This window comes from Pseudoalteromonas luteoviolacea DSM 6061 (assembly GCF_001625655.1).
GTDB classification, from domain to species: domain Bacteria; phylum Pseudomonadota; class Gammaproteobacteria; order Enterobacterales; family Alteromonadaceae; genus Pseudoalteromonas; species Pseudoalteromonas luteoviolacea.
Genome location: NZ_AUYB01000013.1, coordinates 41,189 through 54,973 on the forward strand (window position 1 = coordinate 41,189; position 13,785 = coordinate 54,973).

General features: G+C 42.0%; 14 protein-coding genes. 8 read left to right on the top strand and 6 right to left on the bottom strand.

Annotated elements, in window-relative coordinates:
• Nucleotides 1–136: 136 nt before the first annotated feature.
• The 3 genes from N475_RS00590 (at nt 137) to N475_RS00600 (ending at nt 4,121) form a co-directional block, all read left to right on the top strand.
• Nucleotides 137–1,003: a substrate-binding periplasmic protein gene (locus N475_RS00590; protein ID WP_063364520.1), complete on the top strand. Its 867-nt coding sequence runs from the start codon at nt 137–139 to the stop codon at nt 1,001–1,003.
• Between the two features lie 251 nt (nt 1,004–1,254).
• Entirely contained in the window at nt 1,255–2,085 is an 831-nt protein-coding gene (locus tag N475_RS00595; RefSeq protein WP_063356614.1) for a GNAT family N-acetyltransferase, read from the top strand.
• Between the two features lie 83 nt (nt 2,086–2,168).
• Nucleotides 2,169–4,121 carry a BCCT family transporter gene (locus N475_RS00600; RefSeq protein WP_063356615.1) on the top strand — a complete coding sequence of 651 codons (1,953 nt, stop codon included), beginning with the start codon at nt 2,169–2,171 and terminating at the stop codon, nt 4,119–4,121.
• A 9-nt stretch (nt 4,122–4,130) separates the two neighbouring features.
• On the opposite strand, the gene N475_RS00605 is transcribed toward N475_RS00600, so the two are convergent.
• Nucleotides 4,131–4,616, bottom strand: a complete 486-nt coding sequence (locus N475_RS00605) for a MarR family winged helix-turn-helix transcriptional regulator (RefSeq protein WP_063356798.1) — start codon at nt 4,614–4,616, stop codon at nt 4,131–4,133.
• Between the two features lie 90 nt (nt 4,617–4,706).
• Nucleotides 4,707–5,414: a glutamine amidotransferase-related protein gene (locus N475_RS00610; RefSeq protein ID WP_063356616.1), complete on the bottom strand. Its 708-nt coding sequence runs from the start codon at nt 5,412–5,414 to the stop codon at nt 4,707–4,709.
• Between the two features lie 100 nt (nt 5,415–5,514).
• Between N475_RS00610 and N475_RS00615 the strand changes: the two genes are divergently transcribed.
• The gene (locus N475_RS00615) at nt 5,515–6,306 is read left to right on the top strand and encodes an AraC family transcriptional regulator (protein WP_063364521.1); all 792 of its coding nucleotides are present in this window, start codon (nt 5,515–5,517) and stop codon (nt 6,304–6,306) included.
• Between the two features lie 4 nt (nt 6,307–6,310).
• Here the strand turns inward: N475_RS00615 and N475_RS00620 are convergent, their stop codons facing one another.
• Nucleotides 6,311–6,952: an NAD(P)-dependent oxidoreductase gene (locus N475_RS00620; RefSeq protein ID WP_063356618.1), complete on the bottom strand. Its 642-nt coding sequence runs from the start codon at nt 6,950–6,952 to the stop codon at nt 6,311–6,313.
• 181 nt (nt 6,953–7,133) lie between these two features.
• Here N475_RS00620 and N475_RS00625 point away from each other — a divergent pair, with 181 nt between their 5' ends.
• From N475_RS00625 to N475_RS00635, 3 genes are read left to right on the top strand one after another with little or no spacing between them, the layout of a single operon-like run.
• On the top strand, nt 7,134–7,952 hold the full coding sequence (locus tag N475_RS00625) for an arylamine N-acetyltransferase family protein (protein WP_063356619.1): 819 nt from the start codon (nt 7,134–7,136) through the stop codon (nt 7,950–7,952).
• 9 nt (nt 7,953–7,961) lie between these two features.
• On the top strand, nt 7,962–8,834 hold the full coding sequence (locus N475_RS00630; RefSeq protein ID WP_063356620.1) for a DMT family transporter: 873 nt from the start codon (nt 7,962–7,964) through the stop codon (nt 8,832–8,834).
• 39 nt (nt 8,835–8,873) lie between these two features.
• The gene (locus N475_RS00635) at nt 8,874–9,467 is read left to right on the top strand and encodes a Crp/Fnr family transcriptional regulator (protein WP_227008480.1); all 594 of its coding nucleotides are present in this window, start codon (nt 8,874–8,876) and stop codon (nt 9,465–9,467) included.
• Between the two features lie 12 nt (nt 9,468–9,479).
• On the opposite strand, the gene N475_RS00640 is transcribed toward N475_RS00635, so the two are convergent.
• Nucleotides 9,480–9,854 carry a response regulator gene (locus N475_RS00640; RefSeq protein ID WP_063364522.1) on the bottom strand — a complete coding sequence of 125 codons (375 nt, stop codon included), beginning with the start codon at nt 9,852–9,854 and terminating at the stop codon, nt 9,480–9,482.
• A gap of 191 nt (nt 9,855–10,045) precedes the next feature.
• On the opposite strand from N475_RS00640, the gene purU reads away from it, so the two are divergent.
• Nucleotides 10,046–10,876 (top strand): formyltetrahydrofolate deformylase, encoded by an 831-nt coding sequence (gene purU, locus N475_RS00645; protein WP_063356623.1) that lies wholly within the window; start codon nt 10,046–10,048, stop codon nt 10,874–10,876.
• Between the two features lie 33 nt (nt 10,877–10,909).
• Here the strand turns inward: purU and N475_RS00650 are convergent, their stop codons facing one another.
• Both N475_RS00650 and acs read right to left on the bottom strand, forming a co-directional pair.
• Nucleotides 10,910–11,563, bottom strand: coding sequence for a response regulator transcription factor (locus N475_RS00650; protein ID WP_063356624.1), 654 nt, complete (start codon nt 11,561–11,563; stop codon nt 10,910–10,912).
• Between the two features lie 92 nt (nt 11,564–11,655).
• A complete protein-coding gene (gene acs / locus N475_RS00655) occupies nt 11,656–13,596 on the bottom strand; it encodes an acetate--CoA ligase (protein WP_063356625.1) in 1,941 nt (646 codons plus the stop codon).
• Between the last annotated feature and the right edge of the window lie 189 nt (nt 13,597–13,785).

Below are 13,785 nucleotides of genomic sequence, written 5' to 3' on the forward strand. Positions count from 1 at the left end.
TTTCCGTAGGCACACAAAAACCCTTCTATTATTCCACCTGCAGCGGGTAAATAATTTATTTCTCAATTAAGTCAAATTAGACAAATCAACCTCTGGACACAATACTCAAACATAGATTGGATTAATTTTAAGCGTTATGAAAGTACAGTGGTTGACTATTTTCTTGTGCCTTTGGGTAATTAGCGAACATGCCAACGCGCAAAATATTAGACATAAATTACTGATATCAATGCACCCTCTTGACCCGTTTATCATAACCGAGCAAGGGGAGGTGCAAAGCGGGTTTGTCGTCGATATTTTCGAAGAGTTAGAGCGGATCAATGGCCGTAAACACTCAGTTCAAATCAGTTCCTTTGCTCGCGGGATCAAAATGTTAGAAAAAGGCTCCAAGGTTATTCGGGCTAGGTACCGACAAACCACTGTTTATCACCGTGCACATTTAATCGTAGCTCAAACCCCCGCCAGACTAGAACGGTTTAAATGGGTTGGGCCTTTTTTATTCGATGGCCCGGTACTCTATCAAAGATCAAAAGATACTAGAGAGTTTAATAGCTTAGAGGAAATTAAACAGAACGAAGCTACTTGCATTACACAGCATAGAGTAAGAGATACCGAGCTCTATACTCAGCACCAAATTCCATTTCATGAAACACAGAGCCAAGAGCGTGCAATACAACTACTTTTACAGCCAAAAAGTCGCTTCGATTGTACCATGTTATCAGTTATGAATACCCGCGAAGTCCTGAACTCTGCTGGACACTCTTTATCACACCTCAAGGCGATGAATATTAAGCTGCCCGCCCATGGTTTATACATGGCATTTTCACTGGACACCCCAGATAACATCGTCGCGCAGTGGCAAAATGCCCTTGATCAGCTCGACCAAAATGATAAGCGACTTGAAATCATTCAGCGCTATGCGCCTTTTTATACACTTGAGCTGGAAACACAATTGCGCGAATCAGCCCAATCTGAACTGCAACTTACAAAGAAGAATAAATAATCCCACCAAATTTAGTTTCAATTAAAATCAATAGGCCTTCTGAACATTTCAAACTCATTAATATCTGAATACATACCTCTTTAAGGTTAGGAAGACACTTGCTAAATACCGTAAAAAGCTGGGCTTTTTTGCTTAATTCTATAGCAATCTATAACGCAGCTTTAATTATCCCTTCCAAAAAGTTACAATACAAAACATTAGAACTCTAACTAAATAGATTCCTGTATATTAAAACAGGCATAGAGGGTTATATGCAAACTTATGAGGCAACACCATTATTGCCTAATGACAAGCAACATAAACTGCTTGCAATGGAAGTACAAACTCAACACCTTTGTGATAACACACTCAATCATATAGAGAATACTGCAAATCAAAACTGCAACACCAAAGTGCTGCTACAAGTTAAAGAGTCTAACTCACTTGCTTTAATGTCGAATGGATATCAAATCGAGGCAACCATCCCCAAGTTATACTGTAATGAAGATGCGATTTTTGCTGCAAAATATTTAGATAATCAGCGCAAGATAGAGGCAAACAGCGGTTTATATGATGAAATCCTTGAGCATGTCATCAGCAACACCGAACACGTTGAAACAACACAACATAATACCTCAATAGCACGGCTTGCAAATCGCTCTGATGCAAGGGGAATTGCCAAACTCTTCGCAAATGATGAAACGCTTTACTCGCAATGGCAAGAGGATGAGCCGAGAATTAAAGCAAGTATGCAAGGCGAACATGAATACATTGTCATTGACTACTTGGATAACATAGTCGCTGCGGTCAACATCAAGTATGACGAAAAAACAAAAAGTTGCTTTGTGCAAGATCTGTCTGTTGCCTCCTTCGTTCAAAATCAAGGCATGGCGACCACTTTAATTGACTTCGTGCTTCACCGACTACTTCGCAATGGAGTAGAGACAATACACTGTCAATGCATTGCTGATGATTATGCAATGAATAAAGTGTTAGCGCGCCATGAATTTAATTTTGGTGGACGCCTTACTAACCAAGTTATTGTTCAGGACCAGCTACACTCCGTAAACATGTGGTCCAAGAAGTTATCAAAAGACCTTTGATGCGGTTACTTCAAGGGAAAATGTATTTATTTTCACCCTTAGCCAAACAAAGTAATTTGTAGTCTAATTAATAGAGTTTCACTATGAAAAAAGACAATTCCTCACTCAATCTCCCCGTTTTTTACAGCGCATCTGCGATTGTATTAGCGTTGGTGATTTTTGCCGTGTTCAGTCCCTCAACCGCCTCGTCAATTTTTTCTGTCACCCAATCAGCCATCACCCAAAATGGCAGTTGGTTTTATGTCTTGACCGTCGCTATCATATTGGGCTTAGTTGTGTATTTAAGCATGTCACGTTTTGGCGAAATTAAATTAGGACCTGATCACTCAGACCCTGATTATAGTTTTTCTACTTGGCTGGCCATGCTATTTGCAGCTGGCATGGGAATAGGCTTAATGTTTTTTGGGGTAGCAGAACCCGTGATGCACTTTGTCTCGCCCCCTTCTGCCGGCACAAACTCAGTTGAAGCTATCAAAGAAGCCATGCGGATCACCTTTTTTCACTGGGGGTTTCACGCATGGGCCATCTACGCCATTGTGGCGATGATTTTGGCTTATTTTAGTTATCGGCATAAACTGCCACTGACATTGCGCTCTGCGCTTTATCCGATTATAGGCGACAAAATTCATGGCTGGATAGGCCACGCAGTGGATGTTTTTGCCGTTGTCGGCACGGTGTTTGGTGTAGCGACCTCTCTAGGACTAGGTGCAGCACAAGTCAACTCAGGGTTAGCTTACTTGTTCTCTTTTGATGTCTCTGTGCAAAATCAAGTACTCATTATGATCACCATAACGGCGCTGGCATCTATCTCCGTGGCGACAGGGTTAGACAAAGGCATTAAAATTTTATCGCAGACTAATATGATCCTTGCAGTGGTGTTGTTAGCCCTTATTTTCTTTATTGGTCCAAGCATTTTTTTACTTCAAGCCTACGTACAAAACACTGGTGAATATCTTTCAGATATTGTATCGACTACGTTTAATTTATTTGCTTACGAAAAGAAAGACTGGATAGGTGGATGGACTATTTTTTACTGGGGTTGGTGGCTTGCATGGGCGCCCTTTGTGGGGCTTTTTATTGCACGTATATCTAAAGGACGCACCATTCGTGAATTTGTGATAGGTGTGACCTGCATACCAACAGCGTTTACGTTACTGTGGATGACCATTTTTGGTAATTCTGCGCTGGCAATGATTTTTGAGCAAGGTTTGACAAACATCTCACAAATGGTGAGCAATAACTCAGCCGTTGCTTTGTTTGTCTTTTTAGAAAATTACCCGCTTTCAAAACTCTTGATTGGCCTTTCAATCATTATGATTGTGGTGTTTTTTGTCACATCTTGTGACTCTGGCGCAATGGTCATAGATATGCTGTGTTCAAATGGCAACAACGACACACCACTGTGGCAACGACTATTTTGGTCCATAGGTGTTGGAGTCGTCGCTGCGGCATTGAGCCTTGCTGGTGGTTTGGATGCTCTACAAACCCTCACAATTGTAAGTGCGTTGCCTTTTTCTATTGTGCTATTGGTTGCCTGTTATGGCCTGATCAAAGCACTTCGCATTGATGATACCAAGCGCAGTGCACAAACGATGCCGATGACTTTCGAAAATCAAGTTAATGACGAACAAACTTGGCAAGAGAGCCTGGCATTGCTTATAGCCACACCAGCAAAGGGCAAAGTGGATAAGTTCATTTTGAAGGAAGTGAAAACAGCCTTGAAAAAAATCAGAAATGAGTTTGATAACAATCAAGTCGATGCCGAGGTCACGGTAAAAAACTCTGCCGTTGTGTTAACTGTTCATCATGGTGACGAGCATGACTTTATATATGGAGTATATAAAAATGAACGCTTGCAACCGGACTTCACACAAAGCGATGTAACTGATAGTGACTCATATTATTGTGCAGAGGTTCACTTAAGTGAGGGGGGGCAAAATTACGACATTATGGGATGGTCAGAAACAGCCATTATTAATGACGTATTGTCACAGTACCAAAAACATTTACACTTTTTAAATGTGCTACGCGAGTAGCACATTTAGTTATTTACCTGATTCATTTTGGCTCATTGGCGCAATTTCTAATACTGGTGCAGCATCCAGCTCGTTAGCATCCATCATAGTCGCAATGCGTTGCATCGAAGACAATAATAGAGATTGCTCCCACTCTTCCAGCTCACAAAAATTTTGAATAAAGTGCTCTTGAAGAGGCTGTGGAGCATCGATCAGCAAACTTTTACCCTGTTGAGACAAAAACAAGCTAACTCGTCTTTTATCTTGCGAACTGCGTACTCGTTCAACAAGGCTTCTGCTTTCTAGGCGGTCCAATATATTTGTTACCGTTGCAGCACTTAAATTGACATTTTTAGCTATTTGACTGGCTGTAACGCCTTTAACTCGCGCAATTTCTTGCATAATTAGCAGCTGTGGCCCTGTCAGACCTGACGTCTTATTTAGCTGCTTTGAATGCAGATCTATGGCTCGAATCACTTTTCTTATCGAAACCAAGAGCTCTTCGTACTTTTCCATTTTAGTTTTGACCAGTAAATACAACGACAGTCGCAGTATAATCATATTTACCCCTTTGAGCTATATATCAATACATTAAAGACACTGAGCTTATTCATAAGCTTTTGTGAGCTTGTCTAGAAAACCATAAAGTACCTCGTTCATTTGCTCATAATCGTGCTTAAGTAGCTCATCGGGCTTTTGCACATAAGGGGACCGAGCGGCCTCACGGAAGTCTTCATGTGCAATGAGTTGATCAATCAGTTTAGTATTGAACTCCATATGGCATTGAAAACCAAAAACCTTATCTTGATACTGAACAATTTGTCTAGGACACCCAGCACTGTGTGCCAAGACTCTAGCCTCCGATGTAAGGCCCGGCATATCACTGTGCCAATGTCCAACTTCTAGCATCCCCCCAAAGTGCTCAAAGAGTGGATGTATTTTTGCTGCCTCTGTTAAATAAATAGGAAATTTGCCAATTTCTCTCTCAGGACTAGTCTGATACGGGGCTCCCAATGCCTCACCAATGAGTTGCGCTCCCAAGCAGACACCAATAACTAACTTATTTGCCTCAATAAACTGCCTAATAAGCCGCTGTTCGGCGATTGAGTCGAAGTGGCTACACTGCTCTAGCGTAGTGGCAGGGCTTTGCGGCCCACCCATTACAACTAACATATCAGCCCCTTTATCATTATTTGGCAAACTATCACCTTGATATAAAAGAGAATAACTTACTTGATGTTGTGACCGTATTGCCCACCTCTCAAAAGCACCTGGCGCTTCAAAGTGCTCGTGGATAACAAAATGAAGATGCATACCAACCCAACCCTATAATAAGAATATGAGTTTATGGTATAACAAACCGAACTGGCTTAATTTAATATATAAGACATAAAACATATAAAAACCGCCACATATGGATGCCAACACACTTATCGCTAAGAACGCGCATACTCAACTGTTAGCCAAAAAAATGAGCATGCCTTCAGGTTATCTTGATGACTACCATCAACATCCATGGCACCAAATTATTTTTCCAGTATCCGGGCTGTTACAGTCGGATATAGAAAACCGCAGTGTGGTGCTGCCGCACAATGCTTTGTTATATATACCAGCTGGCACACGCCATAAATCAGTGGCAATCACTCACACCCAATTTGTTGCGCTTTATTTGAATCCAATAGGCCAGACTTCTTTTGGTAAGTCACCTAAGTCGTGTTTGGTCACCCCTTTTTTTAAAGAACTGGTGTTACTTTTACTCCATAACGCAGATGTACTCGATTGCGATACCACATCGAATTTATTGCGCGTGTTAAACGATCAGATTAATACCGCGTCAAACTATGAAATTCCACTTTTAAAACCTACTGATAGGCGCACTCTTACTATTTTCGAGGCGCTACTCAATGCGCCCGATACACGCTTAACACTGGTGCAATGGGCAAAACGAGTAGGCGCTTCAGAGAGAACATTAAGTCGCTTATTCGCGAAAGAATTTAATCAATCTTTCAGTGCTTGGCGTCAGCACCTTAGACTGGTATTGTCTTTAGAACTTCTGACTACAACTCGCTCAATACATGACATAGCCCTTAGCTTAGGCTTTGCCTCAGACACAGCTTACATTCGAGCATTTAAATCTCTTTTCATAAGTACCCCACACAAATACCGAAACTCAGTGCTTCAGGTGAAAACTACACATAGTTTGTAACGTACTAATAACCAACCGTAAATTTGCCGCCAAGAAACTGTGGAGACTCGGCCTCATTAAGTAAAGCGATTGCAAAATCTTGCCAAGAGATTTGCGATTTGCCAGCTTCATCAATTAGCAACTCGGCATCGCTGATTCTAAACTGCCCAGTACGCTCTCCAGAGCCAATTAATGCGGCGGGACTCATATACGTCCAGTTTTGATTTCTGTGCGAAACACAGTGCTGGTACTGTTCATAGCAAGCCTGTGCAATGGCTTTCCAAGCCAAGGGAACAAATTGCTCATCATCAAGTACTAACTTACCTTTGGTGTTTGGCACGGTGAGGCATGCCGCGCCGCCAACAAGCAGTAAACGAGTATGAGTTTCTAAAAGCCCTTCTAACAAAGCATGTGCAATGGCGGCTAATTGTTTCTCTTGTCCCTGAGCTGGCCTTGTTGCGCTTATCACCAGATCTTGACCACGACTAAAGCGAATTACATCTGCGATACTATTAACATCCCCAACTTCAACGTTAGCTCCAGAAGGTAAATGGGCCGCTTTTTTAGCATCGCGAGTTATAGCAGTAACGTGATGACCACGACTAAGCGCCTCATCAACCACTACCCGACCAATATTACCTGTTGCACCAAATATTGTAATACGCATGAATTTCTCCTTTAAATGTGTTTTAGGCTTTACTGAGGCCTACTTTAGCGCCCTTTTTAGCAAGAGAAATTAACCGAGGTTTAGCCGCAGAGATTTTTTTACAAAATAAACCTAGGTTCATTACAGCCGACGTGTTGCGCTTTAAGCTTGACGCAATTATTTAATAAACCGAGCGCACATCATGAACCTTTGTCAAATAACAGAGCAATACCTCGCAGAGTTGGGGCTTCAAAACGCCATACTTGATCTCGAATTTTTACACCAATTGCAATGTAGACATGTCGCGAGATACAGCTTCAACAGTATCTCGGTGCTACTCAACCAGGCAATGCCGTTGGACGTCTCGCACCTGTTTAACAAACTCATTGCTAAACAAAATGGAGGGTACTGTTTTGAACACAATAAGCTGGTATTTAACGTGCTACAGTTTCTTGGATTTGAGGTGAAGCTGCTGCTAGCAAAAGTGGTGTACAACCGAGATATTGATGTACCGAGAACCCATAGAGCAACTTTAGTCACCTACGAGGGTATACACTACCTGTTAGATGTTGGGTTTGGTCCTCAAGGGGCTTGTTACCCAATCGAGTTTGTTTTAAACACCCCACAACAACAGGGCAATGACATTTTCCAGATAAGCCAGCACAAAAACGGTGAGTATCACTTTCAAGTTCTTAAAAATGGTTCTTTTTTTACTTTATACACCTTTGATTTAAATGACTATACGGAGCCAGATTGCGACCTTAGCCACTTCTACTCTCACAAACATCCCGATGCGGCATTTGTTAACAACTTGGTAGTAAGCAAAAAAACGCCTGATGAAATATACTCCCTAAGAAACAGTCAGTACCACCACATCACGTCGCTCCACACGGAAATCACAACCATACGAAGTGAGAAGCAACTGCACCAAATACTTAATCACGTGTTTGGTCTCAACTTAGATTTAGCTATCTCAGCTTTCTTGTACAGAAAGTTTGCTAAGACCGCAGTGCAAAGCTAGGTGGCATGTATGCACTCTACTTACTTTCACACGGCATTGCTGCTTCTTTGGGTTAGCCTGTTAGCTTCCTCATTTATTGTATCGGAACAAGTGCTGCCTTATGCGTCACCTATAGCCGCCACTTGGTTGCGATTTTTTTTGACCAGTTTATGCCTAATACCCATCGTGGGGGTTGGTGCTAGTTATAAAATTGAGGCTCAACAACTATTAAAATATGCGGTCATCAGTTTATTTCTCGTGCTTTTTTTTGTTGGGCTATTCGAGTCTTTAAGAACAACAACGGCACAGAGAACCGCGATAATTTACACATTCCTGCCCGTTATGTGCGTAATTTTAAGCTATCTATTAATGAATATCGTACCCAATACAGGGCAGTTATGGGGATTTATGTTGGGGATTTTCGGTGCCACTTGGACAGTGTCTATTGCAAACGGCAATGCAACAATAACAGATCGCTGGTTTGAAGGTGATAGCATATTTTTGCTCTCTTGTTTTAGCCTCGCTATCCATGTTGTGCTGGCAAAAAAGTGGGCGAGTACACAACCTGCACTAATAAGTACTTTTTTCATCGTCTCTCTGGGTTGTTTGTTGCTGCTCCCATCACTTTTTCTATCTGGTAATCTACAAGGTATCGCATGGAGTAACAGCAATTTTTGGTTAAGTATTATCTACTTAACCCTGTTTACCACTTTGGGCACTTTTTTTTTGCAACAGTACTTACTCAAGCATTTGAACCCTAATGCCTTTTTGGCCGCCACTTACTTGGTACCGACATTGGTTTTACTGTTTCAAGGGCTTTCGCAGGTAGAGACTCTTCTAGTCTGTACCCCGGCATTTTTAATCACACTTTTGGCGCTTTACTTCATTTCACGAGACACATAGGATTGTACCCATAAATGTATTTATTAGCGGGTCTGAGATTTGAATATACAACAACAGCTAGATGGGTTTGTTGCCTTTTTTAGCGATGAGCAAAAGCCCCTGAGTGTAGACAGCTTCGAAAAGTTTGGCCTACAAGGCAAATTAACACATTATCAGAAGGGAGCATTATTAATGACACAGGGCTGCCCGGCACCCAACTTGTTTTTTATCACACAAGGTTACGTGCGCTATTTTAATGTGTCAGTCGAAGGCAAAGAGTTCACCCAGTCTTTTGCCAGTGCGCCTAGCATAGCAGGCTCAACTCGAGCCATGACAAGAAATACCCCAGCTCTTTTCAGCATTGAAGCTCTGGATGAAGTCATTTGTTTAGAGTTTGAATGGCGTAATTTTTTTAGCACAATGAAGCAGCAGCCAGGTTTTTTGGAGGCTTATTGTCAATTGCTAGAGAATCTCTTCATCAAAAAAGAAGAACGAGAATATGCTTTTGCACACCACAGCGCTGAGCAAAGGTATTTGGACTTTCTCGATCGGAACCCAGAGTTAAGCAACAAAGTCCCACTAAAAATGATTGCCTCTCACATTGGTATTACACCAATTGCACTAAGTAGGATACGCAGAAAACTTGGGGTGTGACCCATAACCTCTCTAAATTAAGTTCAAGCGTGAAATCTTCTTCGCCAACATATCTGGCGAAAATGGCTTGCAAATATACTCGTTAATGCCCAGTTCCACTATCTGCTTTACTTTATATAAAGACGTTTCTGACGTCAGCATAATCACTTTAATTCGGCTTAAGCGCTCATCCGACTTCATAATTTTAACTAAATCAAATCCGTTTAAACCTGGCATATTCCAATCTGTGACTAAAACATCATAATGATAAGTATTCAGTTTCATAAGCGCTTGTCGGCCATCTCTTGCTTCATCTAGCTCCCTATAACCCAATGCTCTCAACGTTTGTAATGTTAACTGCCTCATTGTATTGGAATCATCCGCGATCAATATTTTTATTCGGGCCATACGCACCTGCAGACCTAGGCTGTTTTTCACGAAGTATGAGTGTAGTACAAAAGCGCTTTGCGTGTTCAGCGCTCTTTTTATAATTTGGCTTGATTAAACGCAAACAACAGAATAATCGATTCAAAAGTCGCATTGCAATTGCGTGTCATTAGGTTAATCTGAAAGACCGATAAACGAATGGAATGAGGACCATGAGTTACATATTAACCACACAATGCCGTGATGAAATCGGCTTAATAGCCAAAATTACCAGTTTATGTCATGAGCATAACTTAAATATTGTGCGCAACAACGAGTTTGTAGACACCGAAGGAAAGCGTTTTTTTATGCGCACTGAGCTTACAGGCACGCCAAGCGAGCGATTTCTTTCACAATTGCAGACCAACTTGCCAGAAGGTGCTATCACGCACTTGCATAGCCCGACCAAAGTTAAAGTAGTACTGCTTGCCACCAAAGAAGCACATTGCCTAGGAGGAGTGCTTCTCAAACAGTTTGAAAATGCACTTAACATCGAGGTGCAAGCTGTCATCGCAAACTACTCTGACTTGGAGCCATTGGCGAGCGCATTTAATGTGCCTTTTCACTGTGTATCTCACGAGGGCTTAAGCCGTAATGAGCATGATAAAAAAGTGGGCGATTTAATTGCAAAATATTCACCGGACTTAATTGGTCTCGCAAAATACATGCGTATTTTAAGTCCTGAGTTTGTAGCTCGTTTTGAAGACAAAATTATAAATATTCACCATTCGTTTTTACCCGCTTTTATTGGCGCAAAACCATATCATCAAGCTTTTGAGCGCGGCGTTAAAATCATTGGGGCGACAGCACACTTTGTCAATAACGAATTAGATGAAGGACCTATTATCGTTCAGGATGTCACCCAAGTGACACATGCAAATAATGCAGAGTCAATGGCAAAAATAGGACGAGATATTGAAAAAACCGTTTTTTGCAAAGCACTTCAGCTTGCGTCTGAATACAAGCTATTTATTAATGGCAATAAAACGGTCGTTTTTAAATAATCGATTAGGGAAAGGTGCAAAAGTAGCTCGTCGCTACTTTGCCGCCTCGATTGGTTCTAATTGTAATTTTGAAGCGATTAATACTGCTTGCGTACGATTATAAACACCCAATTTCCTAAATATTGCTGTTATATGTGCTTTTACAGTTGCTTCAGAAATATTGAGCTCGTAAGCAATTTGCTTGTTCAGCAAACCTTCGTGGAGGTATTGCAGCACTTTATATTGCTGTGGAGTAAGAGATGCAACTTGTTGAGCTAACTGCCTTTCTTCGCCATCTAAATCTTTGATTTTTTCCTTGATGTCTGAGGGTAACCAAGTTTCCCCTTCTAACACTTGCAACAGCGCCGTCACAATGTCCTGCGAAGAAGAAGCTTTTGGAATAAAGCCCATCGCGCCATATCCCATCACCTTAGAAATAGTATTGAGATCTTCGCTACCCGATACCACCACAATTGGTAAACTAGGGTGATCTTCTCTAATGCGGATAAGTCCGTACAAGTCGCCATTGCCTGGCATATGTAGATCCAATAGTAAAAGATCTAAATCGTCATTCTCAGACAGCCGCTCTAACGTCTGCTCAAAGTTCTCTGACTCAATGACGTCTAGTCCCTCAAATTGATTTTGCAATGCCCCTTTTAGCGCTTCTCTAAATAAGGGGTGATCATCCGCAATTAAAAACTGATTCATGCATAGCTCCTAAAAAATCGGCTGCCTTTGTTGTAAAGACAGCCGATATAGTACGTTTAGAATTCGCTAAATTTCAAGTTTTTAACGCTCAATTAACGGTTCAAACGGTTTTCAATCAACTCGTCCACCACACCAGGGTCTGCAAGTGTAGAAGTATCACCTAGCTGCTGATATTCATTGGCAGCAATTTTACGCAGAATTCGGCGCATAATTTTACCAGAGCGAGTTTTAGGTAACCCTGGTGACCATTGGATCATATCCGGTGATGCAATTGGGCTTAACTCTTTTCTTACCCAACTGCGGACTTCTTTTGTTAGCTCGTCTGTAACAACCACACCTTCATTAGGTGTGACATATACATAGATACCTTGGCCTTTTATGTCATGTGGATAACCAACAACAGCGGCTTCTGCAACAGCTTCATGGGCTACCAATGCACTTTCAATTTCAGCGGTTCCAAGTCTGTGTCCAGAGACATTCAATACATCATCTACGCGACCCGTGATCCAGTAATAGCCATCTTCATCGCGGCGACAACCATCTCCCGTAAAATATACGCCCGGGTATGCAGAGAAATATGTCTGCTCAAAACGCTCGTGATCGCCGTAAACTGTGCGCGCCTGAGAAGGCCAGCTATCTAAAATAACCAAGTTACCTTCTGTTGCACCTTCTAATGTATTGCCTTCTGCATCAAACAACGCAGGCGCAATGCCAAAGAAAGGACGTGTTGCAGAACCTGGCTTCATATCTATCGCACCAGGCAGCGGCGTGATCATGATGCCACCAGTCTCAGTTTGCCACCAAGTATCCACGATTGGGCAAGCACTATTGCCTATTTGCTCGTAATACCATGCCCACGCTTCTGGGTTAATTGGCTCGCCAACAGAACCCATAATACGCAAGCTAGTGCGCTTAGAGCTGGCTGTAGGCTCGTCGCCTTTTGCCATCAGAGCACGAATCGCTGTTGGTGCGGTATAAAGAATTGTTACTTGGTGCTTGTCAACAACTTCACCAATGCGGCCAGAGTTTGGATAGGTCGGAACACCTTCAAAAATAACCTGTGTACAGCCATTTGCCAAAGGCCCATAAGCCATGTAGCTGTGGCCAGTAATCCAACCCACATCAGCGGTACACCAAAATACATCATCTTCTTTCAGGTCAAAAACATACTCGTGAGTCATTGAGGCATACACTAGATAGCCACCAGTGGTGTGCACCACACCTTTAGGCTGACCAGTTGATCCCGACGTATAAAGAATAAATAGTGGGTCTTCTGCATTCATTGGTTCTGGCGCACACTCGGCAGGTACATCAGCAGTTAGCTCATGCCACCATACATCATGGCTATTCCACTCAACTTCGCCACCAGTTAGTTGATGCACAATTACATGCTCAATCGTCGTAACAGACTCTTGCGCCACTGCTTCATCAACGTTTGCTTTTAGTGGTACTGAATTACCACCACGTCGGCCCTCATCAGATGTAATAACTACTTTTGCACCAGAGTCTTTAATTCTGTCCGCGATAGCTGAAGGAGAGAAGCCGCCGAACACAACTGAATGAATTGCACCGATACGTGCACACGCCTGCATTGCATATATTGCCTGTGGCGTCATCGGCATATAAATTGCGACTCGGTCACCCTTTTTAACGCCTAGCTTTTTCAAACCATTGGCAAGCTTAGCAACTTCGTCATGTAATTTTTGAAATGTGATATTTTCACTTTGATTAGGATCGTCCCCTTCCCAAATCATTGCCACTTTATTGGCATTCTTTTCAAGATGACGATCTATACAGTTATAGGAAGCATTAAGGATACCGTCTTCAAACCATTTAATACTGATATGGCCTTTATCAAAAGACGTATTTTTCACCTTATTATACGGTGTGAACCAGTCTAGGCGTTTACCGTGCTCAGCCCAAAACCCCTCAGGGTCATCAATAGACTGCTTGTATAATGATTGATATTGCTCGTTATCTACCAGTGCAGCCTTTTTGATCGCTTCAGGTACCGGATAAATGCTCTGTGACATACTTATCTCCATATTAATTACTTGCCTTACGGCTTCACTCAAGGATCACTTACTACTACGCGTTTAAGTATTAGACCTTAGTTGTAATTGTTGCTCTAACTTTACTCAAATCCCTAAGTGTTAACTATAAATTAACCAGAAACAGCATACTGACTCTTTCAAAATAAAGCTAGAAACGGGCCTCATATG